Annotated in this window: 31 protein-coding genes; 4 read left to right on the plus strand and 27 right to left on the minus strand. The window is 63.5% G+C overall.

From position 1 onward, the window contains the following. Positions 1-2: 2 nt before the first annotated feature. The 7 genes from AC1DIN_RS03805 to AC1DIN_RS03835 are packed head-to-tail and all read right to left on the minus strand — an operon-like array spanning position 3 to position 5,628. A complete protein-coding gene (locus tag AC1DIN_RS03805) occupies positions 3-1,604 on the minus strand; it encodes a phage head spike fiber domain-containing protein (RefSeq protein WP_476808737.1) in 1,602 nt (533 codons plus the stop codon). Next, complete coding sequence (locus AC1DIN_RS03810; protein WP_476808738.1) at positions 1,604-2,779, minus strand: baseplate J/gp47 family protein; 1,176 nt, start codon at positions 2,777-2,779, stop codon at positions 1,604-1,606. Before AC1DIN_RS03810 ends, AC1DIN_RS03805 begins: the two co-directional genes overlap by 1 nt. After that, on the minus strand, positions 2,779-3,135 hold the full coding sequence (locus AC1DIN_RS03815) for a contractile injection system sheath initiator (protein ID WP_476808739.1): 357 nt from the start codon (positions 3,133-3,135) through the stop codon (positions 2,779-2,781). The genes AC1DIN_RS03810 and AC1DIN_RS03815 overlap by 1 nt, the downstream gene beginning before the upstream one ends. Positions 3,136-3,138: 3 nt before the next feature. Then, entirely contained in the window at positions 3,139-3,834 is a 696-nt protein-coding gene (locus AC1DIN_RS03820) for a Gp138 family membrane-puncturing spike protein (RefSeq protein ID WP_476808740.1), read from the minus strand. Then, on the minus strand, positions 3,834-4,781 hold the full coding sequence (locus tag AC1DIN_RS03825; RefSeq protein ID WP_441510245.1) for a phage protein: 948 nt from the start codon (positions 4,779-4,781) through the stop codon (positions 3,834-3,836). Before AC1DIN_RS03825 ends, AC1DIN_RS03820 begins: the two co-directional genes overlap by 1 nt. Continuing rightward, on the minus strand, positions 4,778-5,092 hold the full coding sequence (locus AC1DIN_RS03830; RefSeq protein ID WP_441510246.1) for a phage baseplate plug family protein: 315 nt from the start codon (positions 5,090-5,092) through the stop codon (positions 4,778-4,780). The genes AC1DIN_RS03825 and AC1DIN_RS03830 overlap by 4 nt, the downstream gene beginning before the upstream one ends. Further along, on the minus strand, positions 5,092-5,628 hold the full coding sequence (locus AC1DIN_RS03835; protein WP_441510247.1) for a phage baseplate protein: 537 nt from the start codon (positions 5,626-5,628) through the stop codon (positions 5,092-5,094). The genes AC1DIN_RS03830 and AC1DIN_RS03835 overlap by 1 nt, the downstream gene beginning before the upstream one ends. 80 nt (positions 5,629-5,708) lie before the next feature. Here AC1DIN_RS03835 and AC1DIN_RS03840 point away from each other — a divergent pair, with 80 nt between their 5' ends. Then, a complete protein-coding gene (locus tag AC1DIN_RS03840; RefSeq protein WP_441510248.1) occupies positions 5,709-5,924 on the plus strand; it encodes a hypothetical protein in 216 nt (71 codons plus the stop codon). Then, on the plus strand, positions 5,921-6,229 hold the full coding sequence (locus tag AC1DIN_RS03845; RefSeq protein ID WP_476808741.1) for a hypothetical protein: 309 nt from the start codon (positions 5,921-5,923) through the stop codon (positions 6,227-6,229). Before AC1DIN_RS03840 ends, AC1DIN_RS03845 begins: the two co-directional genes overlap by 4 nt. On the opposite strand, the gene AC1DIN_RS03850 is transcribed toward AC1DIN_RS03845, so the two are convergent. The 14 genes from AC1DIN_RS03850 to AC1DIN_RS03915 form a co-directional block, all read right to left on the minus strand. Next, a complete protein-coding gene (locus AC1DIN_RS03850; RefSeq protein WP_476808742.1) occupies positions 6,226-7,734 on the minus strand; it encodes a phage tail tip lysozyme in 1,509 nt (502 codons plus the stop codon). The genes AC1DIN_RS03845 and AC1DIN_RS03850 overlap by 4 nt on opposite strands. A gap of 448 nt (positions 7,735-8,182) precedes the next feature. After that, a complete protein-coding gene (locus AC1DIN_RS03855) occupies positions 8,183-8,350 on the minus strand; it encodes a DUF6889 family protein (protein ID WP_476808743.1) in 168 nt (55 codons plus the stop codon). A gap of 17 nt (positions 8,351-8,367) precedes the next feature. Next, the gene (locus tag AC1DIN_RS03860; RefSeq protein ID WP_476808744.1) at positions 8,368-8,781 is read right to left on the minus strand and encodes a phage tail assembly chaperone; all 414 of its coding nucleotides are present in this window, start codon (positions 8,779-8,781) and stop codon (positions 8,368-8,370) included. Then, positions 8,781-9,245 carry a phage structural protein gene (locus AC1DIN_RS03865; RefSeq protein ID WP_476808745.1) on the minus strand — a complete coding sequence of 155 codons (465 nt, stop codon included), beginning with the start codon at positions 9,243-9,245 and terminating at the stop codon, positions 8,781-8,783. The genes AC1DIN_RS03860 and AC1DIN_RS03865 overlap by 1 nt, the downstream gene beginning before the upstream one ends. Before the next feature lie 10 nt (positions 9,246-9,255). Next, positions 9,256-11,073, minus strand: a complete 1,818-nt coding sequence (locus AC1DIN_RS03870; protein ID WP_476808746.1) for a DUF3383 domain-containing protein — start codon at positions 11,071-11,073, stop codon at positions 9,256-9,258. Between the two features lie 3 nt (positions 11,074-11,076). Continuing rightward, complete coding sequence (locus tag AC1DIN_RS03875) at positions 11,077-11,664, minus strand: phage neck terminator protein (protein ID WP_476808747.1); 588 nt, start codon at positions 11,662-11,664, stop codon at positions 11,077-11,079. Positions 11,665-11,670: 6 nt separating this feature from the next. Then, positions 11,671-12,039 (minus strand): hypothetical protein, encoded by a 369-nt coding sequence (locus tag AC1DIN_RS03880; RefSeq protein ID WP_476808748.1) that lies wholly within the window; start codon positions 12,037-12,039, stop codon positions 11,671-11,673. Beyond that, positions 12,039-12,530, minus strand: coding sequence for a hypothetical protein (locus AC1DIN_RS03885; protein WP_476808749.1), 492 nt, complete (start codon positions 12,528-12,530; stop codon positions 12,039-12,041). The genes AC1DIN_RS03880 and AC1DIN_RS03885 overlap by 1 nt, the downstream gene beginning before the upstream one ends. Next, positions 12,527-12,916, minus strand: a complete 390-nt coding sequence (locus AC1DIN_RS03890) for a DUF4054 domain-containing protein (RefSeq protein WP_476808750.1) — start codon at positions 12,914-12,916, stop codon at positions 12,527-12,529. Before AC1DIN_RS03890 ends, AC1DIN_RS03885 begins: the two co-directional genes overlap by 4 nt. Positions 12,917-12,919: 3 nt before the next feature. Beyond that, the gene (locus AC1DIN_RS03895) at positions 12,920-13,297 is read right to left on the minus strand and encodes a hypothetical protein (protein ID WP_476765456.1); all 378 of its coding nucleotides are present in this window, start codon (positions 13,295-13,297) and stop codon (positions 12,920-12,922) included. A gap of 8 nt (positions 13,298-13,305) precedes the next feature. After that, positions 13,306-14,364: a DUF2184 domain-containing protein gene (locus AC1DIN_RS03900; RefSeq protein WP_476808751.1), complete on the minus strand. Its 1,059-nt coding sequence runs from the start codon at positions 14,362-14,364 to the stop codon at positions 13,306-13,308. Between the two features lie 61 nt (positions 14,365-14,425). Further along, positions 14,426-14,917, minus strand: a complete 492-nt coding sequence (locus AC1DIN_RS03905; RefSeq protein ID WP_476808752.1) for a structural cement protein Gp24 — start codon at positions 14,915-14,917, stop codon at positions 14,426-14,428. 30 nt (positions 14,918-14,947) lie between these two features. Continuing rightward, positions 14,948-16,267 (minus strand): DUF2213 domain-containing protein, encoded by a 1,320-nt coding sequence (locus AC1DIN_RS03910; RefSeq protein ID WP_476808753.1) that lies wholly within the window; start codon positions 16,265-16,267, stop codon positions 14,948-14,950. Next, a complete protein-coding gene (locus AC1DIN_RS03915) occupies positions 16,251-16,625 on the minus strand; it encodes a hypothetical protein (RefSeq protein WP_476808754.1) in 375 nt (124 codons plus the stop codon). The genes AC1DIN_RS03910 and AC1DIN_RS03915 overlap by 17 nt, the downstream gene beginning before the upstream one ends. Here AC1DIN_RS03915 and AC1DIN_RS03920 point away from each other — a divergent pair. After that, the gene (locus AC1DIN_RS03920; RefSeq protein WP_476808755.1) at positions 16,624-16,905 is read left to right on the plus strand and encodes a hypothetical protein; all 282 of its coding nucleotides are present in this window, start codon (positions 16,624-16,626) and stop codon (positions 16,903-16,905) included. The two genes, AC1DIN_RS03915 and AC1DIN_RS03920, sit on opposite strands and share 2 nt — an antisense overlap. Here the strand turns inward: AC1DIN_RS03920 and AC1DIN_RS03925 are convergent. From AC1DIN_RS03925 to AC1DIN_RS03945, 5 genes are read right to left on the minus strand one after another with little or no spacing between them, the layout of a single operon-like run. Further along, positions 16,902-17,642: a phage head morphogenesis protein gene (locus AC1DIN_RS03925; protein ID WP_476808756.1), complete on the minus strand. Its 741-nt coding sequence runs from the start codon at positions 17,640-17,642 to the stop codon at positions 16,902-16,904. The genes AC1DIN_RS03920 and AC1DIN_RS03925 overlap by 4 nt on opposite strands. Continuing rightward, on the minus strand, positions 17,563-19,056 hold the full coding sequence (locus AC1DIN_RS03930) for a DUF1073 domain-containing protein (protein ID WP_476808757.1): 1,494 nt from the start codon (positions 19,054-19,056) through the stop codon (positions 17,563-17,565). Before AC1DIN_RS03930 ends, AC1DIN_RS03925 begins: the two co-directional genes overlap by 80 nt. Further along, complete coding sequence (gene terL, locus AC1DIN_RS03935; protein ID WP_476808758.1) at positions 19,049-20,530, minus strand: phage terminase large subunit; 1,482 nt, start codon at positions 20,528-20,530, stop codon at positions 19,049-19,051. The genes AC1DIN_RS03930 and terL overlap by 8 nt, the downstream gene beginning before the upstream one ends. Next, a complete protein-coding gene (locus tag AC1DIN_RS03940; protein ID WP_476808759.1) occupies positions 20,487-20,990 on the minus strand; it encodes a terminase small subunit-like protein in 504 nt (167 codons plus the stop codon). Before AC1DIN_RS03940 ends, terL begins: the two co-directional genes overlap by 44 nt. A gap of 2 nt (positions 20,991-20,992) precedes the next feature. Beyond that, the gene (locus AC1DIN_RS03945) at positions 20,993-21,187 is read right to left on the minus strand and encodes a TraR/DksA C4-type zinc finger protein (RefSeq protein ID WP_476808760.1); all 195 of its coding nucleotides are present in this window, start codon (positions 21,185-21,187) and stop codon (positions 20,993-20,995) included. A 688-nt stretch (positions 21,188-21,875) separates the two neighbouring features. Between AC1DIN_RS03945 and AC1DIN_RS03950 the strand changes: the two genes are divergently transcribed. Then, the gene (locus tag AC1DIN_RS03950; protein ID WP_476808761.1) at positions 21,876-22,553 is read left to right on the plus strand and encodes a hypothetical protein; all 678 of its coding nucleotides are present in this window, start codon (positions 21,876-21,878) and stop codon (positions 22,551-22,553) included. Between the two features lie 268 nt (positions 22,554-22,821). On the opposite strand, the gene AC1DIN_RS03955 is transcribed toward AC1DIN_RS03950, so the two are convergent. Beyond that, a complete protein-coding gene (locus tag AC1DIN_RS03955; protein ID WP_476808762.1) occupies positions 22,822-23,595 on the minus strand; it encodes a hypothetical protein in 774 nt (257 codons plus the stop codon). Between the last annotated feature and the right edge of the window lie 22 nt (positions 23,596-23,617).

The following is a 23,617-nucleotide window of genomic DNA, read 5'->3' on the forward strand; positions in this document are numbered from 1 at the left end:
GATCAGCTCCACGCTGCCTGGTTGGAGAGGGCTTGGACCTTGGTGTTCGAGAGCCGCTGCGGCCAAACGACGACGCGGCGGATGTGACCCATGAAGCCGCTGGGGCCGAGCACCAATCGATCCATTCCGGACGGGTATGAGGAGGAGCCGCCGGTCATCGAGATCACATTGTCTTTTGCGAAGCCGTAGCTGGCTGCATCGAGGCCAAAGGCAAACCGCATCACCGTTGCGACCGCAGTCGCATACGAGCCGCTGTCAATCTGGTTTGTGCCGGATGCTTTCGTGCAGAAATCGGCCCCCACGATGACCGATCCTTCCCGGACCCACGCTATGTTGGCGAGGGACGCATCCTGAAAGAATACGAGGTTGGATGTCGTGCCCGCGCCTCTGATCTCATTGAGACGACACTCGATCAGCGAGGAGAGAGCGGTGCCCGTTAGCCACTGCGCCCCGGCTAGTGTCAGCGAGTCGGACGCTCGGGTGACGGTCGAAGCGGTGGTCGGGATGTAACTTGAGGCTCTGGAGCCAGGCTCAAGCTGAGTACCCCATCCGTACAGTCCGCTTGTTCCGTCGCCTGTGTATGTTGCGTTGCCGGTTGCGTCGAGGAGATAGACAACCGCCCGCCCGGTGGTAGAGGTCGTCGTTCCGGTCACCTCCAGGCGCCACCAGCCATTCCCGCAGTTGGTAGCAAACGCCGTCGCCCCGGTTCCCGAGATGCTGCTCACGGCGCCAGACGTCAGATTGAACTTCGCGCTCGCGTAAGTGACGGCCGAGCCGTCGTCGAACTGAAGCTGAACCTGACTCCGTTCAGCGGCCTTAAAGAACCCGCTCACTGTATAGACAGAACCAGAGGCGACCGTTCCGGACTTGACAAGCAAATGCGTGTTTGTCGCCGTGGTGTCCTCGACTATCTTATCTGCTGTTGTCAGGCCGGTGGGCGCGACGGCTGCGTCAGCAGTGACAGTAGAGCGAACTTTCGTGTATGACGCGTCGTTCAACTGCTCGGAGTAGGTGTACAGGTTCGTCCGCGCCTGGTTCTCGATCAGCAGACCACGGATGGCGCGCGTGACTGGATCGTACTCGATGCGTGGGACGTTGTTCGCCGCCGTCTTCAGCAGGCCGTCGCTGTCGAAGTATGTCGCCGTCGAGGCGCGCGCGAACGTAGAGAAGCCGCCGAGCGCAGCAACCATCGTCAGGATCGACGCCGTGATCACGGACTTCGACGCGAAGTGCACGCCCCGGATAAAGTCCACGATGAGGCTGGACTCATCCGGCACACCAGCGGAGGCAAGAGCACGCTCAAGTCGCGACATCTCTGGGATAGCAAGGATGTCGGCCGAGGTCGGAGCACCAGCGCCGGCCGGTCCCTCGGGCAGGCCGAGGTTCAGCGTGTAGTTCGGCGCGGAGCCGGTCAGGGTCGCAGTCGGGTTGCTCCCGGCAGGGAGCTTGGTGACAGGGCCAGCGACCATGTTGAGGCCGGAGAGGTTGCTGATCTGAACCTGAAGGTCAGCGAAGTTCCCATTCGCCTTGATGAAGGCAACGCGGTTCTTGTCGCCCGTCCCGTCATTCGGAGCGGCGCCGACGTTGATCGTCTGAATAGCCATCAGGGAACCACCGTGATCGCGATGTCGGAAAGGGCAGCGGTTGCCGCCTCATTGAAGGCAATGACGAGATCGGAAGTGCCGGGCGTGCCCGCATTCTTCGCGATCGTCATCGAGTTGATTTTGTATGTGCGGCGGTCCGGCAGGCCGTTGAGGTTCGCCGGGAGGTAGATCTCCGCGAACTCGACGTCTTCGCCGATTTCCAGCGCGTTGACCCAGTCGACGATGCTCTGCTTGATCGCGGCCTCGATCGCCGCCGTGTAGCCGGTCATTGCCGTGATGTTCAGCGCGACCTTGATCGTCGCCGAGGTGGGGCGGAAGAACCGGATATCCCGCGCTACCCCATACTCATCGGTGATCGTGACGCTCGTCGAGCCGTAGGTCCCGGTTCCGGGCGTCTTCTTCGCCGCTATCGCCTGAGCGATGGCCGTGGCGTCACCGCCCTGCACTACCAGCGAGATCGAATGCGCCGGTATCCCGTTGGCGTCGGTCGTGCCGGTGTCGTTCTCGTGTCCCTTGAGGCGATCGACGCCGGTGATGGATGCCACGGCGCCGATGGTGCCCTCGAAGACAGTGAGCGAAGGCAGAGCCGTCGAGACGGTTTGGCGCTTGCGGAGCTGGGCATCCAGCTCAACCGGTTGGCCAACGACGGCGGCGGTCGGATTGGTGACGCTCTGCCAGCCTCGCGTCGGCGTCCCGATGCCTGTCACGGTACCGGGCAAGGCGACGATCGCCCCTGCATCCTTCGCGATTGCCGTGACCGTGATGTCGCCGTCGAACGGGACCACGATGGGAGAAGGCAGCAGCCACTGGTTGCCGGCGTCGTCGGTAGCGATGCCGCCCGTGATCGTCGTACCGGCCTGCCCTGTGATCAGGAGATCGACGGTCGAGTTCGACGCCACCAACCGCTTGATGCCGTTGATCTTGACGACCGAGGATAGCCCAACACCGCGCGCGGACGACGGCGAGAAGGCGTTGTAGACCTGAACCGCCATCGCGTTGGCGGTGTCGACCGCAGCGGCAAAGATGGCGAGAAGCTGGCCGTCCTGGCTGTCGGGATCGATGTAGATATCTTGCCCGAAGATGCCGCGGACCTCGTCCTGGAAGTAGGCGAGCACGGCCGCATAGTCTGGCTTGAAGATACCTGCGTCGCTGATCGTGCAGACTGGCAAGGCCATCAGAAATTCACCCCGGTCACGGTGGCGGCGCCGTAGATCGTGTCGATGGTCAGGTTCACGCTGAAGGCGCGCGTGTCGCGGTTCAGCGAGCTCGAATAGTCAGTGATCGCCTTGCAGCCCGGAGTGCCGAGCACCCGGCGACGGATGGCCGGATCGCGCGTGTTCGCCGTGCGAACGCCAAGAACCTCAGTCTTCCAGGTCATCCCCTCGGTCGTGTCGAGGAACCACTCGCCCCGGAACAGGAAGAGGCGCGTCTGGACGGCCTGCGCCACGGCTTCCGGCTGATCTTTCCAGAAGTCAGCACTGCCGTTCCCGAAGGAGTAATCCCCCGAGGCATCGAGCTTGCGATATTTCATGGCTCAGTTCGTCGGGCCCGCAGATGTGCCGCTGCCGGGCTGGACGCCCGTGTGCTTGTGTAGCGAAAGCTTGATGCCGTTCAGCTCGATCTCGCCGGTCACCTTCAGCGTTCCGGTGAAATTCACGTTGCCGGCGCCGCCTGAGATGTTCACGCCATTGGCGGCCGTGATGCCGACGCTCTTGTCCGTCGAGATGCCTACGCCGCCGGCACCGGAGAGGCTGATCTTGGTGTTCCCGTCATCGGAGCGGACCTCCGTCGCGTCCGTCGAGACGTTGGTCAGCGCTCGCGGGTTGGATCGGAAGCCGAGCATGGCGAAGGCATTCGACAGGTTGTTCATGCCTGTATCCATCGGAGCCTGAACCCCGCCGGACTGCTGCCAGGAGTCCTGCGACCGCGAGCAGAAGTTCAGCAGACATTCGTCGCCGGCCTTGACCGGGAAAGTCATGGTCTGGCCGCCAGAGCCCGGAAACTGCACCGGAATATCGGGAATGACCGGATATTCGGTGGCCTTCGACGTGCCGTCCTTTTGCAGGACATAGGCCTTGATCGTCGGCTGAGCCGAGATCGTCTGCTTCTGCGCGTCATAGCTGACGACACGAGCCGGCATCGAAGTGAATTGACCTGACCTGAAGTCGTCGAACATCGCGCGCAGCGTCTCTTCGAAACTGTCGCTACGGTCTCTGAGATCGATCGTCATCACACGTCCGTGGGGATGCCCTGGTTGACGAAGTTCTTCAGAACAAGACCCTGCTCGCTCGTCGCGACGCATGCGCAGTCCGTGTACCAAGGCACGCCATGCGTATCGCCGGAGTGCTCGACGTAGAGCACCTTGTAGAAGCCGTCCGAAGCGATGCTCGGCAGTTGTGACTGCTGTGTTTCGATCGGATTGAAGAAGTCCTGGTTCAGCGTCGCCTGCTGGATCGACTTCTGGTCGATCTGCAATCTGGTGCCCGGCCGGACACGGGGATTGAGCAGCATGCGCACCTGAATGCCACCGGTCGTCTGCACGGGCATCCCGATCATGCCGGTCTGCGAGTTCAGGACGAAGGCCTGGCCGTCCATCGCCTTGTCGTTCTTGACGATCTCGAGCTTCTGATCGCGGATCGTCCAAGAGGTATTCGTCGACTGCGCGATTGTCCGAAGCAGGTCCCGCGTCATGCCGAAAAGCGCCCTCCCCCTCGGCATGGTCTGCTTGCCGAGGTCGGCGATGAAGCCGGCCGTCACGCCATAGGGTTTGAGCGCTTCGAGAGCGACGTCGACCTGATCGCGGAAGGTATGGCCGGCCGCGAGCGTCTTGTTCACCGTCGAGAACGAATAGGCCGTGTCGCCCGACTTGCTGTTCAGCGTCAGATATTTGTCGACTGGCGTTTCCCGAGCCGGGCCGCGCTTCTGGTAGATCTCGCCCTTGTGGATCAGGCCGAAGCCTTCCTCGTACCCCGCTTCGAGGGAGATGACCTTTCCCTCTTTGTTGATCGCGTTCGCGGTCTGGTCAGAGAGGTTCGAGATCGTGATCTGCGCGACCGCCGGCCGTTGCCGCTGCAGTTCCTGCTGCACAACGAACCGAACCCGCATCTGGGACAGGTCGATCGTCTTGCCACCGCCTTCGACGGAAAGCTGGATCTTGCGGAGCCACTGGCGCGTCATGGAGTGATGAAGAAGACTTTGCCGTTGGAGCCGAGGTTGGCATAGGTCGGTTCGACGAGGTCGTTGCCGTCCGTCTCGACGCGGATTTCGCCGCCGATGCCGAGATATTCAAACTGCTGAAGGATGTTCTCGCCGGCAGTGAGGGGCAGGCCCTGGATGAGTGGGGCGCCTTCATAGGTGCTCAGGTCCAGGAACCACCCGCCGTCAGGCGTGTCGCACCAGCCGAAGCGCACCGTATAGAGGACCGAAGCGAGCTCGATCGTCATCTGCTGGGCTTCGGGCCGCAGAGGGAATTCCTGGACCGTTGCCATCACGCCCTCGCGGCCGGCGATGCAAAGCCGCTCGTTCCGGCGCTCTTCAGCGATTGCTGGCCAACATCGACGGTCGAACCTGTCTTCGCTGGATTCGCTTGTGCTGACTTCGGCGCCGATGTCGTTTGGGTATTCGCGATGAGGATTTGTCGCAGCCGCAGCGCGCACATCAGAACGTTGGCCGTCGTCTCGTCGCGGGTCTGCTGGATGCCGACCGGCAGCATGTTCTCGTAATTGCGCCGGCCGGTTGAAACCGAGATGAGCTCGCGCTTCGCCTGGATCGCCAGGATCATCTCATAGGCTTCGTCACTGTAGCCGACATAGCCCCCGGTCGAATCCGACCAGCCCAAAATCATTTCGATCTCGGCCGGCAGCTTGAAGGCGTGATCCGTGATCGCCGCTCCGGTCTCCACGGGGTGGTCGGTCGTGATCAGCGTGTCGCGTCCGACTTCGCGAATGAGCACATCAGGGATCAGCGAGCCGATCTCGACGCCAGGGCGGCGGATCAGCGCGAATGCGTCGTCGAGAAGGGACATGCGGGCTATCCTGCTGAACCTCACCGCGTTGACGCGCGACCTATCACTGATAGGTTGTGCCGAGGACGCTGGAGCGGGCGATGGGCAAGGTTCTGAATTTTTTTGGCGCGGCGATGATGATCGCCGGCATCATCATTCTTCTGAATGCGCAGAGCGCGATTCACGAGATTGAAGCTGGCCTCTGCATCGGCCTCGGGGCGGTCGTGCTATCTCTCGGCATTGTCGCCGGGCTTCTTCAGAAAATTCTCGACCATCTGCGCTCCTCGCAAGCATCGGTTTCAACGACTGCGTCATGAGCATCGAAGTGTATCGATTATCCCTCATCGCCCTGGCTTTGGTCGCGAGCGGGACGGCTTGGGCGGCGGAGCCATGGGATGCCGCCGTTCGCCGCCTATGCTCATCGCTCTCGCAAGAGGACTGCTGGATCAAATCCGGGGCCGCTGTCTGTGACCGCGATCAGCTCAGCTGCAGAAACCTTCCTGACCATGCTTCCGCGATCGTGCTCGGCAAGTCGGGAACGCGCTGGCATGTCAGGACAGCGGATGGCGAAGGTTGGGTCAATGAGCGCTGGATGATGCTCGACGGGTCGAAGATGCGCTAGCGGACAGCCCCCTTAACGTCGCGAAGCAGCACCTGACCAAGCCCGCGCTGAGCATCGCCGACTTGGTTCGCCGTAAGAGACGGGTCGCCGCTGCCAACTACTTCGACGCGGTTATTCTGGTTGATCGTGACCGTCGTGTCGCCGCGCCCTGCGATCGATGGGGTAAGCGTAGCGCCAGATGCCGCGCCAGTTCCACTCCCAACCTTTGCTGCATTGTCAGCCGCGGTTCCGAGTGCCGTAGGGTTGATGCGAGCCAATGGCGGCAGATCAAGCCCCCCCTGCGCCTGCTTAATGCGCAGTGCGTTCGCCAAACCGTTTGCCATTGCGGCGCGCTTCTGAGCCTCACCATCGCGGTCCAGCGGTCGCTCATAAAGCTTGCTGACGATTGCAGCAGCCTCCCCTGCCGTTTCGGCTTGCTTCAATGCCGCCCAAGCCTTCCGCTCGGCTCCCTTCGTCATTTCCCAATATGCGCCTTCGCGTTGTTGGGCGGCGGTCGCGGTCGACATGTCGATACCAGAACCGGCTAGGATTGCCGCGCGGCGATCTGGATGGTGCTGATACAGCCCGTGCGCTCGGCCGCCATCTCCTCGCGCACTGGGATTGTGTCGGCTTTCGGCGCGCTCGTTTGCGACCATGCCGACTGCCTGCTCATGTGATAGGCCCTTGCCTCGCCAGAACTCATAGCTCTCCTGCGCCGCCGCTTGCTGGGCTGCGCCCCCGGTCGGGGCGGAGGTCGCGCCGCCAGACGGGTCACCGCCGCCGCGCCACCATCTCTTCGCCCTACCCCATAGGCTGTTGTCCTGCCCCTGCGGCTTTACGCCAGCATTGAGTTCGTCAGCGGTAGCCGGTCCCCATGAGCCGTTCGCGCGACGGCGAGCGATTTCAGCATCCTCTCCGCCATTCGCCGCGCTCGGGGTCATGCCGAGAGCGAAAGCGGCGGGACCGGCCGCGAGGCCCAGCAAGCCGAAGAACCGGCCGAGAGCGCCGCTGATTAGCGCTCCGCTCGCTGCCGTTCCTACCGATGTGATCGCCGATGCTACCCCTAACAACCACCCCGCGAGCTTCAGCCCGATCAGAACCTCGATCGCGGTAGTGAGGCCATTCTGGCCAGTCAGCTTCTTCGAAAACTCGTCGAAGCCTTCCCAGACGGGCTTAAGCGCCGTGGCGACCTTTTCCACGACGGTGGCCAACTGGCCTAGCGTCTCGCCGATCTTCTCGATGACCTGGACGAAAGTCTTCCCGTTATCGCTCGTCCATTTGTCGAAGGCATCGACGAAGCGCTCGAGCGGGCCGGCGAACTCGCTCATCAGCTTCTGGCCGACGATTTCAAGCGAAGCGCCAAGCGATTTCATCGCCTGCGTGAACTCGGCGCCGCGCTTCGCGGCCTCCTCCGAATTCAGCCCCTGGGCTTTGACCTTCGCATTGTACTCATCGAGCCGCTTCTGGAACGTGCCGGACTGGATCGCTTCCAGCGTCGCCAGATCGATGCCCGCGACCTCCGCCAAGCCAAGCTGCTCAGCCTTCGGCCGGCTCCTGATCTTGTTGGCGAAGTCGACCAGGATATCGGTCGAGGCACGAAGCCCCTTGCTGTCACGGGTAGCGACGCCGAGCTGCTTCAGGAACCCCTCGAAGCCGGGGTTCCATTTGAGCTGGCGACCGAAGTTCTCGATCGAGGCGCCGGCACTCTCCGCTGACGAGCCCAGCTGAGACGCGGCATAGCCGATCGCTCTGATACCCTGAACCGTCGACTGCGTCCGCTGAGCCTGCCAATAGACCTGCTCGAAGGACTTCGAGATTTGCTGGACGCCCTCGAAGACCTTCTCAGCCGATTTCGCGATGGCGCGGCCGAGGAGATCGGCTTGCAGCGTCGCGGAACGGACAGAAGCCTCGAAACGCTTCTCGGAGTTGGGGTCTACCTTGTACCCCAGCGAAACGAGAAACTCCTTCAGGACATCAGCCATTGGCGCTTTCTCTCGCCCGATGGGCATTTTCGTCGCGGATATCGAGCGCGTCGTTCAGCCGGGAGATGTCCGCGAGGGACAGCGTGCCGTCGATCACGGATTCATACCGGCAGAGCCCTTCCAAGACGGGGCGCAGGACGTAATCCTCGCCATCCGGCATGTGGACCGGCTCGAACTTCAGGCCCGGCTGACGGCGCTCAAACTGGACGCCAGCCCTGCCCAGAAAGGGCCGACTTCTGCCATCACCACGTTGGCGGTGATCGAGATGACCTCGAACCCGCTGATGTCGTCGAAGATCGGACGGCGAACGGAAGGCTGCCAGACTTTCGCCCAGCCGGTATCGCCGGGCTTCTGGCGCGTCACGCCGCCCATGCAGGCGTTGATGACGTAGTCCACCGACTCATCCGGCATTGAGCCGAGGGCTTCGACCGCCGGCCCGATCATGGCGAGCGCATCGCCGCTCTGGGCGGCTTCCCGAAGCGCAGTCAGGATCGGCGCCAGGCGGCGAACGAGATGGACCTGATCCATCGCGGAGAGAGGAGCAGACCGATACCGGTAGGCTCCGACCTCGAATTCGGCAGGCTCGCGCATCAGAACACCACGGCCGGGGTTCCGGTCCCGAGGATGTAATCAATCGACACGGAGTTGAACGCCCACTCCACGGTGTTCCCGACCTTCGCATAGGAGAGATCAGGAACGCGGCGGAACGCACAGAAGGAACAGGCGACTGTATCCCCGCGCTGAACATCACGGATCAGGATGGTGTTCTGTCCGTGGTCAGCCGGCGAAGCGAAGTCCGCATTGGCAATCGCCATCAGGATTGCATTCGTCGGCGAGGTCTTCAGAAGCCGAACGGTCACCTGCCCGGACTTGCCGGCATGGAGGCTGTGCATGCCACTGCCATCCGCGCCGATCGTCATGGTGTCGCGATCTTCGGTCTGGTTGATCGTGATGCCTTCCTCGGCAGCGCCGGCACCATTGCCGAGCGAGACGCGACCATTCGGCCCGACGAGCTCAGCCTGCGTGCTGAGGAACGAGTAAGTTGCGGATGACATCGGCCGGTCCTCAGCGGTTCACGTTGATCATGACGTCGGCGAAGTGCACGGCGCCGGCGAGCTTGACTGCAATCTGAACCGGCACGGACTTGCGGGCTTCGCGATCAGCCTGCGACTGAGAGGCGATCGGCGGCGCATAGACGTAATAGCCCTTCGACAGCATATCGCCCTGCTTGAGCTGTCCGAACCCGCCAGCATTCCATTTGCCCGGGGCGACGAGACCGTTCGCGACGGCCTGAACCAACACGTCTTCGATGACGGCGCAGATAGTATGCATGCCCTCATCGGTCTGCGGAACCTTCGTTGCCGAGGTGTAGAGCAGGTTCCAGACGGCGGTTTGAACGGCGTTTTCCAGCCAATCGAGCCCGTGACGTTCGTCGAAGAACGTCCCGTTCGACATCACGCCTTCCTGGACAATGGCGGTCCCGTTGTCGTAGGCGACGAAGACGTTGACGTTCTTGCCCTTGAGGGCCGCGGCCTGCGTCTCGGTGATGATCTCCGCGCGGACTGTCGGCTCCACTTTGAACTTCATCGTGATCGTGGTGTTCGACCCGTTGAAGTTGACGGTCGAGGCTCGGCCGAAGAACGAGGCCACGGCCTGCGGCTCGTACTGGCTGTACTGCGCGTAGGTGCGGCCGAGGTTGTTGGCCTTCAGCAGATAGCCGAGATCGCTTGTGCTCGTGGGATCGATCACCGTGGTATCGGTGATGGTGACGCCGAAGACGCGCTTCTTCTGCTGCGCCTCGATGATGGTCGCGGCGGCAATGATCGAGTTGGTGTCGACGCCCTCCTCGACGAGGTCACCGGAGTACCAGTCACCCGATGCATTGATCAGCGCTGCGACGGCCTGCTGCAGCGTCTCCGCGGCGATGCCGTTGGCTGGCAGGCTCGCCTGAGTCGACTTGCCCTTGAGGAGGCCGGCAATCGAGGAACCGGAACCGCCGGAAAGCGTGGCGCCGGACAACGTGATGTTGGCGCCGCCGGTCTTGGCGAGCGTGAAGGCGTTTCCGGCCGTGCCGGGCACGTCATAGACGACGTAGACGGTGCCGTTCAGCGCGAAATAGCTCGCGGCGGCGATACCGGCGTCGGTCGAGCCGTTCAGGAAGGTCGCGAGCGCCGCAGCCGAAGCGATGTTGTCGGCGCCGATGTTGACCTGATTGCCGGCCGCGCCGCTCGTCTTGAAGGTCACGCCGGTACCGTTGACGGTCACGACGTCGTTGTTTGCGGCATTGCCGGCAGCAATGGCGATGGAGCCGAACGCGGTCGGATCGGACAGGAACGTGATCGCCGAAGCCACCCCGGTCGTGCCCGACTTGATGACAAAGCGCCCGTTGGCGCCGTCCCAGACAACGGTCGAATTGGCCACCAGCGCGGCAACCGCAGTCTGAAGGACGGAAGCGACGCCGTTCAGATTGGTCTGGGCCGAGAAGTTCAGGCCGGACACCGCGCGCGGGATGCCGTCGAGCACGAAGTAGAAGGCGCCGGCAGTGACGGCCGTGAAATTGGCCAGGGCCTGTTCCGCCGTCGTCAGCACGCCGCCGCGCAGCGTGGCACGCGTCGCCGTCCGCGCCCACCGGCCGATATACAGGATCGACGGTTGCGGCACCTGCGAGAAGTGCTTCACCGCGCCCTTGTATTCCGGGTCCGTGGTCTGGAAGTCCTGCGCGACGCCGGTCAGATTCGAATACTGCCGAATTCGCTCGCCGACATCGATCACGTCGGTTGCGCCGATCAGCAGGCCGGCACCGAAGTTCCGGGTCGGCGCCGCAACCGGCGACAGGTTCACGGTGACGTTGACGACGTCACTGACAGCTAGTCCCTGAGCCATCGGCTAGGTCTCCGTTACGATGAAGGGCTGCACGTGGCCGGCGTCCGTGGTGAACGAACCCTGAGCCGAGAGGAGGTTGAGGATCGGGTAGATGCGGGTGGTCACGCGGCGGAACCGCATCTCGAGGTCCACCTTGCGGATGAAGCGCTCGTTCAGGATGTCGGTGGCGGTACGCGCCCGGCTGCATTCCAGCAGCGCGACGCCGACGCCGTTCAGGGCTTCCCAGTTCTGAGGCAGCCAGAGGCCGTCGCGAAGCTGGGACGCCTTGGAGTAACCGTTGGGGCCGTAGAAGCTGGCCAGCAGGGTGAGCGTCTCGTGCCTTGTCTGCTCGGTGTGGCCATCGCCGTCCGGAACATGGCGATTGTGAGCGGACCAATCGCCGTCGAGCTCCATGATGCCGAAGGCGCACCAGGGAACGTCGTCCTTCGGCATCGGCGGCGGCTTCGGCTGCCAACGCGGCCGGACCAAGTTGCGGCTGATCGCGGTGAGGCCCGAGATGGTGTTGCCGATCAGATCTTCGAAGGCGTCATCTTCGACAGGCGCCGTCGATGACGGAACCAGAGGTCCGCCCGTGGCAGAAGTGTTGGCCATGAAGGATCACCGCAGATCGAGCAGGCGGCACATCGCGCAGGTGAAGCCGGCGCCGTAGCGGGAGTAGTCGTCAACCGTCACGACGGTCCATTTTCGGCCGTTCCAGTCGATGATGTCGGCGTCCACGCCGTTCCCGCCCTCTGTCAGCGTGAAGGTGGTGTGGATGATGATGGAGCCTTCCGAGATCGCCGCCTCGGGGTTGCGCTGAAGGTTGCGACCCTTGTCCGATGTAACGACGACAGAGATTGGCATGGTGGTCGGCGTCTCGATGGTGCGGCCTGTGTCGTAATCGACCGTCACCACGGTCCGCGTGATCGTAGCTGTGTCGGCGAAGAGCGGGTTCGAAAGAACCCGAGTGACGTCGAGGCCAGGCATCAGCCGTCACCCTTCCTACGAACGACCGATGTCACGGCGTTTCGCATCTGGCCTGTGTCTTGGAGAGGCTTGGCCTCTCCCCCGCCCTTCCCCTTTTTCCGACGCGCGATCGTCTTCGGCGATAGGGGGGCAAATGGGCCCTCGTCGATCTTGTTTTTGACTGCTACAGCGGCAACTTGTCCGGCTCGGCTCAGTCCCTGTGCGATCTTGCCATCATCCCCGGAAAGAGCGGCTTGAGCCGCTGATTTCAGATGAGGCGTGAACTTGCTTTCGGCGCTCTGAACGCCTGGGATCAGGAACGGGCGTGGCGGGATGTTGGCTGTCGGAGAGCCATACTCGTGGATATAGCCGAGCTCGGCGTTGCTGATCTGACCCTCATCGTTGCGACCGGCGTTTTCTGCCGGAATTCCAACGAGGATTTCTTGTTTCGTCAGATCGCGAACCGCCTTCAGGAGGTCAGGCACGCGATCCTTCGTGATCTTCACCCTCATAACTGGATGCCGCCGGCACCGATGAGCCTAGCTAGCTGGAGGAACTGGACACCGTAGGCCGTCAGGTTCCAGGCGCCGGCTCCGTCGATGGCCGCCGCGCCCGTATCGTAGGAGACGCTGACCTTGTCGACGGCTTCGGAGGAAGTGGGGCCGGATGCTTGACCGGGAACGCCGCCCCCAGCCGCTGCCATGGCGGCCTGACGGCTGAGCACGAGATTGTGAGCCACGAAGAGCTCCGTTCCGTGGTCCAGCAGCGTAGCCCAGCGGCACGCATTGAGGCGGAGCCCGGCAATCCCGATCCAGTAGGAGATCCTGGCATCAGGATAGGCTGAGACATCCGAGAACTCGGGGAAGTTCCCGCGGAACGAAGTCGGCGTGACCGTCATGGATCAAGCCTTGGCGCTGTCGATTGCCGCCCTGATGCGATCGATGCCCCAGCGCTTGTCGATGGTGAGACCCATCGCTTCGGCTTCCACGACGAGCGCAGCGCGCTCATCGGACGGGGCATCCGCTTCGCGATCCGCCCCGGGCTCGGGCGTTTCCAGCTCGTCCGGTTCCTCGAAAGGGGTCTCGGGGGTCTCGGGCTCGGCTTCCCCCTCTTCCATCGCTTCGGCTTCCGCGACGCGGCCCAAGGCTCGGCCGTTCGCCAGGACATACCAATGCGAGGCGAATTCCTCGGGAACGTCCTGCTCGCCGGCTTTGAAGGAAACACGCTTCCCGGGTTCGACGAGCAGGTTGAACGGGCGATCGATGATCATCCTCACCATGGCGGCACCTAGCCGATGCCGTCGCGGTAGCCGATGGTCTCCGGGTAGACCGTCTCGACGACGCCGATGGAGCCGAAGTATGGGACCTTGACCCAGATGCCCGCATACTGCGGCGCGACCGGCTGCAGCGGGACCATGGGGAAGCGGACGAACTCGGAGCGCTGGCTGTAGGCCATCATGCGGTCCGAGCTGGCGCCGGAGCGGTTGTCCTTGTCCAGCCACTTCACCGACAGGATTTCGAGCGGGATGCCCTTCTCCGCGGTGAGGATGTTGTTCTCCTTGATGTAGGTCAGGATCGACATGTTGCCGGCCGCCGACACGTTGGTCGTGGTGATGTAGCCGAACGGCTCCGGAGCGATCAGGACCTTGGTCGGAGGCGCGACGTAGCCGGAGGCCGCCCAGACCGAAACCAGCAGCTCGTTGATGTCGGCCTTGATCTCGTCCGGGGTCTTGTTGACCCACAGCGGCGACGCAGAGGCCCCGTTGACAACGTTGGAGACGTTGACGACCGAGGCGGAGTTGACCAGGCCAGTGGTGCCGAGATCGGAGGCGCCGACATAGGCCACCTGATCGCAGTCCATCTGGTGCTTGCGGTTCAGCGCCGAGAGCATCTGGACATCGATCGGGCGCCCAGTCAGACGAGCCGATTCCAGCTCCGGCACGGTATACGCCACCTCCTGCGCCCACAGCGTTAGCGGCGAGACCACCTTGCCGATATCGAGCTGAGCGCGCGGCAGGGTCGTGGTTTCGCGGCCAGCCCAGGAGATGCCGGCGGGGACCACGCCACCGGTCGAGCCGAAGTTCGAAATCGTGTAGCTGGTCGAGGTGTCGCCGATCTGGACGTCGGTCCGCAGATCGATGTCGCGGGTCCAGGTGGTCGCGATCAGCGGCTCGTGGATCGTCGGATCCAGACGCTCGAGCTCGCCGATCAGGAAGGCGCCGGCGCTGTCATAGGTCGCCTGATCGAAGGTCTGATAGGCGTCTTTGGTGTAGTACGCCTTGTGCAGGATGGTCGGTGCCGAGACAGGCGTCACCGGCCCCGCAACGCGATGCGAGATGAAAGACATTTCGGATTGCTCCATGAGGACGGGAACGCCTTGCCCAAGGGCGAAGAGATAGGCTGAGGCGTTAGATCTTGTAGGCGATCTCAACGATGCCATTGGCGTCGGCGGGACCGGTGAAGAACGCGTTGGTGATTGCGACGCCGGTACCGCCTCCGGCCGGCGAAGCCGAAGTCACGACATCTCCCACCGCGACCGTGCCACCGGCAGTGGTGACAACAAAGACCTGCCCATCCTTCGCGGCGGTGCCGAGCTTGAGCGGGACGGTGATGAAGCCGCGGCGAAGGCGATCGGCGATTCCGCTCGCCGGGGGCGTCGCAACGCCCAGGCCATTGCTCGACGACTGGGCCGGATAGGGGCGGACAAGCCAGCCGGAGCAGACCGTTCCGGCATCGCCGGAGCCCAAGGGCTGCAGCTTGCCCGAGACGATCTTGACCGCCTGGCCATAAGCCGTCGGCGGCGTGTTGGAATCGATCAGCTCCTGCTCGATCGTCAGGCTGTCCGAGCGAGAAACCGAACCGGCGAAGCCCGCCGGCACACGGGTGACATAAGCGACCATCGGATGTGCTCCTGTTGCGGGTCGGGTTGATCAGGCGTTGGACCGGCGGGCCTTGAGCAGCTCGGCGTAGCGTGCCGGGGTCATGGGGCCCTGCGGGAAGGTGGCGGTTCGGCCGGCCGGGCGATTGGCCGCCTTGGCCAGCTCAGAGGCTGCGGTGAAGATCGCCGCCACGCTGTCGGCGGTCATCTTGCCGAAATCGGCCTTACGCCCGGCGAGGACGGTCTCGACATGAGCCTTCCGGCTCTGGTCTGCCGCCGCGCCGGTCAGCGCGCGGACCTGGAGGTCGCGCAGCGCAGCATGGGCTGCCTTCGGCTCCGCCTTCGCATCGAAGGTCGGGAGTTTGATGCCGGGGTTCAGGATCTCGGCACGAGCGCGCGCTTCGGCGAAGGCGTCCATCGTGACGGGCTCGGTCTCGCCGTCATCGTCGGAGGTTGCCTCCTCCTTCTTCTCCTTCTCGGGATCCTCGTCCGAAGTCCCTTCGCGGTCGGCCTCGAGCTTGGCGAGACGGGTGCCGATGTCGTCGAGCGCTGCGGTGATCTTCGCGAGCGGATCATTCTCGTCCTGTGCCACGGGCTTCTCCGGCTCTCCGGTCTCCGGCTGCTTGACTTCGATGACGATCTTCTGGGGCTCTTCGCCCTCCAGCTCGTCCTTCGCGGCCTCCAGCTCTTCGTTGAAGGCGGCTTCGTCATTGGCCTTGAAGGCCGTCGTCAGTCGGTCCCAGACCGAGCGCTTCTTGGCCATTCCGGCCTCCTTTGTTTTCGATGGGGGATCGTCCGGCAAACCATCCTGAATGGCGCAGGCCGGACCGCCGCGCCCCCGTTCCACCAAGGCAACGTGATTGCCGATGATCTGCGTCTGTCGGCCGAGGCCGGGCCTGACTTGCTCTCGCGGAGCGCTGTAGCCGGGCGAAAGCTCGCGCTTGCTGGCGAGAACTTCTGCAATGGCGTCTTCGTCAGTGATCAGGAGATCGGCCAGCAGATAATCCGACTCTATCCCCTCGCCTCGCCGCGGATTGAGAGTGACGCCAACGCAATAGGTGCGGAACGTCTCAGGCTTGACGAAATCCGGCGGATGGTTGTTCGTCACCGGCTTCCCGACGAACGAAGAGATTGTCTCCGGGGCGAACAGCACATCCGCATCGCGGGTAACGGTGATCATGCCGGGGCCGGACGGCTCGATGTCCGGCACTTCGTCTTGCCGGTAGAGCATCGGCCCGATGCGAGCGACGCGAGCGCCCTCGCAGAACAGATACCCTTCCGGCGTCAGATACCGTGTGCGTCCAATCTGCTCATCGACCAGGACCTCAGCAGCCCGGTCGATAGTCTCGCCGGCATTAGGCGCTGAGGGCACGGTACCACTTCCCGACGACCGGGCAGACGTAGGTGGCAGACTTGCCCGCAGCCTGAGCGACGCCGGTCGCAGTGGCGACATCATTGATGGTGTCGGTACCGGCGCCAAAGACCTGCAGTGAGTTGGATGCGTGGCCGTTAACGACATGGATCACCATGCCGGCCTCGCTGGGCGGGAGCTTGACGCTGTCCGCGGCCGTCGCCACCGTTGCCACTCGGCTAATTGTGGCTGTGAGCTGATAGGCGGCGGCTTGCCCACCTCCGGCAGCCGCCGTGATGCCGTCCTCGCAGCTCTGATAGAGAAAGCGACCGATGTACGCCTTGGCGAAACCGACCCAACCCTTGTACAAATAAGCCATGGCGAATGATCCTCAGCACGAGGCGGAAGCCGCCCCGATCCATTGGGAAGAGGTGGTGGAAGACCTGCTTGAGCAGGCCGAAATCACGCGCGATGAGCTCGCCGAAGGCCGCGAGCCTTTGGAGAGGGCTATCGGCCTCGCTCCGATGACGATCGAAGACACGGTCGAGTGGGCCGGCGCTTCGACTATTCGGCGGTTCGCGAAGGCTCTCGAAGCAATCGCTACTGGCATCGAGGATCCTGCGGAGATCGCCCGCGATGCCCTCGACGCCGGCTCCTAGTCGTCAGGGATCACCGGTTCCGCCCAACAGCGGCAGTTCCAAATGCCTCCGGGCAATGCTCGGTGGCCAGGGTCGCATTCCGGCGGCTCATCCCATCGGAACGATTGGCCGTTCAGCCCCCTATGCGTTTCGCGGACCCGGTTGTCGCCAACCGTGCGCCAGATGAAGTGCGTCGAGCCGACGCTCATCGCGTTCGCCTTCGCGAGCTCCACTTGCGTCCTCGAAACCTCTGTCCGAGCGATCGTATCGGCGCGTGATCTCGACACATCGCCGGACCGCATGATCTCGGCCGCGATCTCGTTCGCGCGACCGCCCTGGACGACGGCTTCCTGCGAGAGCTTATGAACCCGCTCCGCCGCATCGGTCGGGAGGCTGGTGATGAGCTTGACCTGTTCTGCGAGCGATTGCCGCATCACGAGTCCTGTGGGGGCATTCGCGATCTGCTTTCGCATGGCTGCGCCCATCTCGCGGGCCGCTTCCATCCACGCGGCGCGCTCCCGCGCAGCGACTTCCGTGACCATACGCTGGCCGACGGCCGCCGCCCATGGCTCGATCAGGCGAGCGTAGGCGGCCAGGGCCTTCTCGATGGCGGTCGCCCGCCCGACCGGATCGAAGGCAAAGCCCGAGACAATGTCCCCAATATGCTTCGCGACCCGCCTAAGCTGTCTGGCGTAGCTGGCTTCGACCTTGCGGGCCCGCTGCCAGTTCGCCTTCGCGCCCGTCGACTTCCTGTCCATCGTCAGCGCGGGAAGCGCCATTTCCTGACAGTGACGGCACATCGGCATCCTCCGGAGCCGGGGGCTCCTCTTCAGCTTCGGCGATGTCGTCGTCTGAGATGTTTGACCAGACGCCGGTCACATCCGCGGACTGCCGAAGTTCCTTCATCGCCGACGGCTTCGAAACGAGACCGGAATCGTAGGCCTGGGTGACGGCATTCGTGATGCCGACTGCGATCTGCGCCTTTTCCAGATCGGACGTCTGCCAGAGGCTGTTGAACTCGAAATTGAGATCTTCAGGCGGATCGCCCCCGATCTTGGAGCGGTAGATCAGGCCGAGGATCATCTCGAAGGCCCAGCGAAGCCGCGCCTCCTGCTGTTGCTTGATCAGGTCGTAATAGAACCGGATATCGCTTTCGCCGGTGGCATTGAGCCCCGCCGGGCTTTGCCCGAACAGGCGGACCAGAGGGATCTGCAACGACCCGGAAATCTGCTGCGCGAACTGCAGCAGCACATCCGACAGCCCCGAGAAGGTGTAGCTGTGCGTGGTGAACTCGTCTTCGGCGTCGACCAGGGACAAACCCTCGGAGGACTGGAACTTCCTGATCATGTCGAACATCTTGATCAGGGCTTCTTCGGCCGGACCGCCGGCAGCGAGAATATCGCGAAGGTTCTTCACCTTCACGGTGCGCAGGTGCGCCTTGTAGACGAGCTGAGCGGTGCCCTGCGTCGTGGAGTCGAACGCGACTAGACGGTCATAGATGCGCTCGACGACAGAGAGACCCCAACCGTACTCGGCGACCTTTTGCCAATACGGGAGGTCAATGCCCTCCATGCGGATCACCCGGCTGTAGTGGATGCGCTTCCCACCGAAGGCTGGGGCGCTGACCATCACATCGTAGAAAGCCGGCTTGCCGAGATGCGGCCCGAGCTCCTGGACCGTTTCGTCGATCGCGGGGACGACAACCCAACGGTCAAGGCACAATACGCCGCGGAACTGTCCCTTCGAGACCGCCTCTGGACGAAGCGGCGTCTCGACATCCTGGCCGTCGACCAGAAGCACACCGATTGCGCCACCGTACAGCCGGCTCCACTTGATGACCTCGGTCAGCACCGGCCAGATGCCGAGACGATCCACCTCCTTCTGGAGCAGGTCGATTTGGTCAGGTGCGATATCAGACGAGATGTCGATACCGGCCCGCGTCATGTCCTCTGCGACGCAATCAACTGCTTGGCCGATGATCCACGACCCGCGATACATCCACTCCAACTGCGCGCGCTGGCGGGTGATCGGGTTCAGAGTGTAGGTCGCGCCCGACGCGAGATTGTCGACGCCGGAACCTATGCCGAGCCTTGCGGCTACGTTCTGGAACGAATCCTTCGTCGGCGATGCGGATCGTCCGGCGGGGACCCGGACCCGCATCTTCTCAACCATTACCGAATGCCCTCGCCCATTTGTTCGGATCGAACCCGTCGGCCGTCAGACGGGCAAAGGCGCCCGAACTCGCATCGACCTGATCTTTGAAGGACCCGCCAGGAAACAGGCAGAGTTCGTCCAGATAGGCGTCGTTCCATTGTCCGCCGACGAGGCAGACGTTGCCTGCCTCGCACTGTGCGGCGAATGGTTCCGCGCGCGTGACCTTGTCGCCGGTCTCCGGCTCCGCATGGACCTTGTATCCCGCCAGCATCGTGACGAAATCCCGGGCCTGAACCTTCCCGGCCTGTCCTGGATCCTGAGGCAAGCTGATGCTCACCTCGCGGCCATCAATTTCGGCTGTGGTAGCGATCAGGCGCCTAACATCAGGCCCTTCCGACTGCGTCATCACGGAATGCCCCACGATGAAGGAGCCATCCGGCGCCTTCCCGATCTTTACGCCCGCAGTCCGCGCGCTGTTCGATCGTGTCGACGCAGCCAGGTCCCAGTGCCGGACCCAGCGAGTACCGAGCGGCGCTGCGGCAATGATCTTCCCTTCAAACCACGCCCGCTTGAACATCCCGCCTTCGCGGGGCGTCGGGCGCTGCTGGTACTGGCCCGCATAGGCATACGAGCCCATGTCTCGCTTGAGCGCCTCGACCGCCTTGGGCGGGAAGCGGACCGGGTCCAGCAGTTCGCCATCTGCGGTGCGCGGATCCTCGAACCCGATGACCGTCCGGCACTTGCGTTCCGGCTCGAACTCCATCGGCAGGCAGAGGTGCACGAACTCCATCCCGAGCTTCAGGATGGTGCCCGACACGTCCTCCGCATGCAGGCGCTGCATGACCACCACGATCGCGGATCGCTCCTGATCGTTGAGGCGGTTCATGGCGCCTTCCCGGAATCGCCGGGTCGTCGTCTGTCGCTCCGTCTGGCTTTCAGCCGTTTCGGTCGAATGCGGATCGTCGATGATCAGTCGGTCGCCGCGCTGAGAGGTCAGCGACCCGAAAGCAACGCCTTCCCGGGTGCCTGTCGAGCTGTTTGCGAACGATGTCTCACCCGTCCTGGTCAGCGTGACCTCGGGCCAGAGAGATTTATACCACTCCGAGAGGATCAGGTCGCGACACTTGCGGGTGTCGCGCTTGACCGGAACGTCATTGAACGCGGTCGTCAGGTAGCGAAGCGACTGCTTTCCGCAGGGGCCCCACTCCCACGCCTGCCAAAGCACGCTGCAGATCAGCGACTTCGACGAGCCAGGCGGGACGTTCGCGAGCAGCCGGGGCGGCTGCATCGTGCCGAATGTGATCGCCTCGAGGTGCGCGCATAGCGCATCCAGATGCCAGTTCCAGACCAGCTTCGCGTTCGGCTCCAGAACCGACCACGCTTCGCGAACGAAGCCGGCCAGCGAAACGCAGCGGGCCCGGATAGCGTCGGCGTCGCGCGCCAGGCGCTCACGCTCCTTCGCTACCTCCCTGCGGCGGATCTCCGCCTTCACCTCCGCCCAGGGCGGCAAGGACAGCGTGGATATCGTTGAGTTGGGCGAGGTGTTCATCACTCAGGAGGTGCAGCTTGTGCTCTGTCTGAACGGGGCCACCGCCCTTGCCTGTCAGCTCAATCTTGCGGGGGGCCCGAAGCCGCGCCGCCTTGTCGAACGCGTCGAGCGCGACTCGGACACGCTGCGGATCAAGACCCTGTTCTTTGAGCACGCGCTTCCCGAGCCCGCGCATCTCGTCCAAGTCAGTGTCAACGCTCTCTTCGCGCGCACGCGTGAGGCGGTTGCGAAAGTCGGGCTTGCTGTCTTGCCACCTCCAGACCGTGATCCGATCCGGCATGTCCTCGTCATCGCAAACGCTGGTGAGCGTGCGGCCGGTGGCGAGTCGGTAGCAGAGCTGTTCGATCAGTTCCTCGCTATAGACGGACGGCCTGCCGATCTTCGGCGCCCCAGTCGCGCCCATACTCAACCTCGTACGATGATGATGTCGTTGTCGCGAGCGGTCTGCATGACGCGACGCTGACGAGCTTCCTTGAGCGATGCGCATGAGACGCACAGCACGGGGCGGTTTGGATCGAGCAAGCGAACGCGGGCCTGAGGCACCTGATCGCCGCATTCCCGGCAAGGCGTCCCGAAGACCGGACGAACGACCTTACCCATATGAATCTCTCCACCGGTGAGACGGTTCTTGATTCTGGCGACCTCGGGATCAAGACAGCGCGTTCACGCGCGGTGTCGTAGAGCTCTATCCTGAATCGTTGAGGTTCCTGGCGACTGGGTGACCGGTCGCGGCTCGTGCGATGCGGTCGGGACGTCGCTGGGCGCCGCCCTCCCTGCCGTGCTCCCTGAGGCCGCACGCGCGAGGGGGTTCGCGATGTGTGGCTCGGAATTCGATGCCCCGCAAGGGGCCGTCGCGATGGGCCAAGGCGAGGTGGCAACGACCTATAGGGGTGTTGCCGCTCGCGTGAACTTTGTGGTGCAGGACCACCTGGCCGGAGGGTGCTTTTCGCTTGACGGGTTTCGCCGAGCGACACGTTTCGCGACGATGCCGAAGTGATGCCCGCAAACTGGGGTTTCGACAACCACCCTATTTCGGGGCCGGGAGCGGGGTGGCAACACCCCCATGGAGCCGTTGCCGGCGAGCAGTTCGACAGGGACAGAAACCTGCTCAGAGGGACAGATCAGGTCCGCCACAGGGACAATTTTCCGGCCACAAGGACAAGCAACTCGAATCTGCCGGGGAAAACCTGCGCGGCGACCGCGCCTCTCCTTGCGAAAGGTACCGCCGCGCCCAGATGCTGGGTCGAGCAATTTCGTCACGGTTGGCGATTGCTGAACAGGAGCATCGATGGACGCCGCACTAAAGGCTTTTGCGGGATCGTTCGGATGGGCCACGCCCTTCGCAATCACGGTCGTGGCAGTGGCCCTGATATTCCGGACTAGTGTCCGGGGGCTTCTCGACCGCCTCAAGTCTTTCAGCTTCGGCGGGCACAAAGCCGAGATGACGGAGCCCCAACAGCAGCAGGTTGAGAAAGTCGAGCCGCAATTGCTGCCCGACCCCGCTGCCGGGCGACCCGAGCGTCCACCCCCGACGACCCCAATGTACGAGGCCGTCGAGCAGGACATGCGAACCCGGCTCGAAAAGACGGCCCCTAACGACGTCGAGGTCCAGCTGTCGTGGGCGATACGGGTTGCCGCCAACGCAATGATCGATCGCGATATGGAGGTCACGTACCGGATCATTTTCGGTTCGCAGATTGCTGCGTTGAAGGAGGCAAACCTGCGAGGCGGCTCGATCGCTGTGGTGCGGGCGCAGGAAATCTATGAGCAAGCAAAGGCCCGGCATCCCGATCTGTATGAGGCGCTTAGCTTCGAGGCTTGGGCAGAGTTTCCAATCACACGCGGGCTAGCTTCACGCCCCGACGAGCCTATAACTCCGGAGTCGCGCTCAAACCTCACGGAGGCCGGGAAGCAGTTCTTGCTCTTCCTGACCGCCAAAGGTCTATTTGAAGGCAAGCACGGTTAGAGTCTGCGGGCTCTTTCGGGTGCTTTCAGTTAAGCACACAGGACCTCAGCTTGCCCATCGCCTCGGCAGCGCTCTCGCCGTATTCGAAATGGCATTCCTGATCGAACGCAACATCAAGCGGCCCGTCTCCGAGGTCAGGCGTTCGCGCGCACCAAGCTATCCATCGGCCTGACCACCCACGGTCAAGCCGGCAGCGATAATACCAAAAGTCCGCATCGCCTTCGCCGCGCCTCAGAGTTCCTCTGATCGAAGCTGCCATTGGCGCCCCCTACCTGACCGCCACACTCTGACGACGAAGCCCGACGGCCACCGCCGCCGCGGCAACCTTCCGCTGGCGGTCCAGATTGGTGCGGGACAGGCAGCGACCGGGCATCGCCTCGTGAGGCTGGACCCGATACGGCAGGCAGTTGAAGGCCTCGCAGCGAGCTCTAAACACGGCCTGCGCTTCGCTTGCCGGGACGTTGGCCGATACCTCCCGCGCGATCTGCCTACGAAGCGCAGATCGCCACTGGTCGGCCATGGCTCGGCAATCGCCTGCGCCGTGCTCGCCCGCTCCCCACGGCAGAGCATTCCGGCGCTTCATCATCTCGTCGGCCAGGGCCATCGCCCGCTTCTTCCGGGCATGCAGCATCGCCGCCATGTCGCGCCCGAGCGCGGTGGCATAGGCCCAGAGCATCAGGGCGTCTGACTGCAGCGGCCGGCCATCGAGGTGGTGAAGCGGCCAGGCGAGGGCTTCGTTCATGCGGGACAGCTCATCCGCCGTCGGACGGGCGGCACGATCCTGCTGCTTCTCCTTTTCCGCGATCGCTCGGGCCTGGGCATCAACCAGATCGGCGAACTCGTGGACCATGGCGGGCCAGCCGTTGGCGTGCTGGCGCGGGCCCACGCGCGTCCCTGACCGAGCGAGGATGTCGAAGGCCTCCACCAAGCGGGTCTGAACGTGCTCGGGCGTCCACGAAGAGGGAATTCCCGTTTCGGTCACCACCTCGACACGGGCCTTCAGGTCATCGGCCCAGCCGGCGAAGCCGGGGATTGCGCTCATGTCATTCACAGGGACAATTCCC

The sequence above is a fragment of the Allobosea sp. 05T438 genome, from assembly GCF_056396025.1.

Excerpts from the sequence above, each read along its gene's own strand:
- AC1DIN_RS03805 (WP_476808737.1), bottom strand. The coding sequence starts at position 1,604 with ATGGCTATTCAGACGATCAACGTCGGCGCCGCTCCGAATGACGGGACG.
- AC1DIN_RS03815 (WP_476808739.1), bottom strand. The coding sequence starts at position 3,135 with ATGAAATATCGCAAGCTCGATGCCTCGGGGGATTACTCCTTCGGGAAC.
- AC1DIN_RS03855 (WP_476808743.1), bottom strand. The coding sequence starts at position 8,350 with ATGCCGGATGGCGAGGATTACGTCCTGCGCCCCGTCTTGGAAGGGCTC.
- AC1DIN_RS03820 (WP_476808740.1), bottom strand. The coding sequence starts at position 3,834 with ATGACGATCGATCTCAGAGACCGTAGCGACAGTTTCGAAGAGACGCTG.
- AC1DIN_RS03860 (WP_476808744.1), bottom strand. The coding sequence starts at position 8,781 with ATGCGCGAGCCTGCCGAATTCGAGGTCGGAGCCTACCGGTATCGGTCT.
- AC1DIN_RS03950 (WP_476808761.1), top strand. The coding sequence starts at position 21,876 with ATGGACGCCGCACTAAAGGCTTTTGCGGGATCGTTCGGATGGGCCACG.
- AC1DIN_RS03915 (WP_476808754.1), bottom strand. The coding sequence starts at position 16,625 with ATGGCTTATTTGTACAAGGGTTGGGTCGGTTTCGCCAAGGCGTACATC.
- AC1DIN_RS03890 (WP_476808750.1), bottom strand. The coding sequence starts at position 12,916 with ATGACGGTCACGCCGACTTCGTTCCGCGGGAACTTCCCCGAGTTCTCG.
- AC1DIN_RS03885 (WP_476808749.1), bottom strand. The coding sequence starts at position 12,530 with ATGAGGGTGAAGATCACGAAGGATCGCGTGCCTGACCTCCTGAAGGCG.
- AC1DIN_RS03845 (WP_476808741.1), top strand. The coding sequence starts at position 5,921 with ATGAGCATCGAAGTGTATCGATTATCCCTCATCGCCCTGGCTTTGGTC.
- AC1DIN_RS03875 (WP_476808747.1), bottom strand. The coding sequence starts at position 11,664 with ATGGCCAACACTTCTGCCACGGGCGGACCTCTGGTTCCGTCATCGACG.
- AC1DIN_RS03865 (WP_476808745.1), bottom strand. The coding sequence starts at position 9,245 with ATGTCATCCGCAACTTACTCGTTCCTCAGCACGCAGGCTGAGCTCGTC.
- AC1DIN_RS03880 (WP_476808748.1), bottom strand. The coding sequence starts at position 12,039 with ATGCCTGGCCTCGACGTCACTCGGGTTCTTTCGAACCCGCTCTTCGCC.
- AC1DIN_RS03905 (WP_476808752.1), bottom strand. The coding sequence starts at position 14,917 with ATGGTCGCTTATGTCACCCGTGTGCCGGCGGGCTTCGCCGGTTCGGTT.
- AC1DIN_RS03835 (WP_441510247.1), bottom strand. The coding sequence starts at position 5,628 with ATGTCCCTTCTCGACGACGCATTCGCGCTGATCCGCCGCCCTGGCGTC.
- AC1DIN_RS03945 (WP_476808760.1), bottom strand. The coding sequence starts at position 21,187 with ATGGGTAAGGTCGTTCGTCCGGTCTTCGGGACGCCTTGCCGGGAATGC.
- AC1DIN_RS03925 (WP_476808756.1), bottom strand. The coding sequence starts at position 17,642 with ATGGACAGGAAGTCGACGGGCGCGAAGGCGAACTGGCAGCGGGCCCGC.
- AC1DIN_RS03940 (WP_476808759.1), bottom strand. The coding sequence starts at position 20,990 with ATGGGCGCGACTGGGGCGCCGAAGATCGGCAGGCCGTCCGTCTATAGC.
- AC1DIN_RS03895 (WP_476765456.1), bottom strand. The coding sequence starts at position 13,297 with ATGGTGAGGATGATCATCGATCGCCCGTTCAACCTGCTCGTCGAACCC.
- AC1DIN_RS03840 (WP_441510248.1), top strand. The coding sequence starts at position 5,709 with ATGGGCAAGGTTCTGAATTTTTTTGGCGCGGCGATGATGATCGCCGGC.
- AC1DIN_RS03955 (WP_476808762.1), bottom strand. The coding sequence starts at position 23,595 with ATGAGCGCAATCCCCGGCTTCGCCGGCTGGGCCGATGACCTGAAGGCC.
- AC1DIN_RS03810 (WP_476808738.1), bottom strand. The coding sequence starts at position 2,779 with ATGGCCTTGCCAGTCTGCACGATCAGCGACGCAGGTATCTTCAAGCCA.
- AC1DIN_RS03930 (WP_476808757.1), bottom strand. The coding sequence starts at position 19,056 with ATGGTTGAGAAGATGCGGGTCCGGGTCCCCGCCGGACGATCCGCATCG.
- AC1DIN_RS03825 (WP_441510245.1), bottom strand. The coding sequence starts at position 4,781 with ATGACGCGCCAGTGGCTCCGCAAGATCCAGCTTTCCGTCGAAGGCGGT.
- AC1DIN_RS03830 (WP_441510246.1), bottom strand. The coding sequence starts at position 5,092 with ATGGCAACGGTCCAGGAATTCCCTCTGCGGCCCGAAGCCCAGCAGATG.
- AC1DIN_RS03870 (WP_476808746.1), bottom strand. The coding sequence starts at position 11,073 with ATGGCTCAGGGACTAGCTGTCAGTGACGTCGTCAACGTCACCGTGAAC.
- AC1DIN_RS03920 (WP_476808755.1), top strand. The coding sequence starts at position 16,624 with ATGGCGAATGATCCTCAGCACGAGGCGGAAGCCGCCCCGATCCATTGG.
- AC1DIN_RS03900 (WP_476808751.1), bottom strand. The coding sequence starts at position 14,364 with ATGTCTTTCATCTCGCATCGCGTTGCGGGGCCGGTGACGCCTGTCTCG.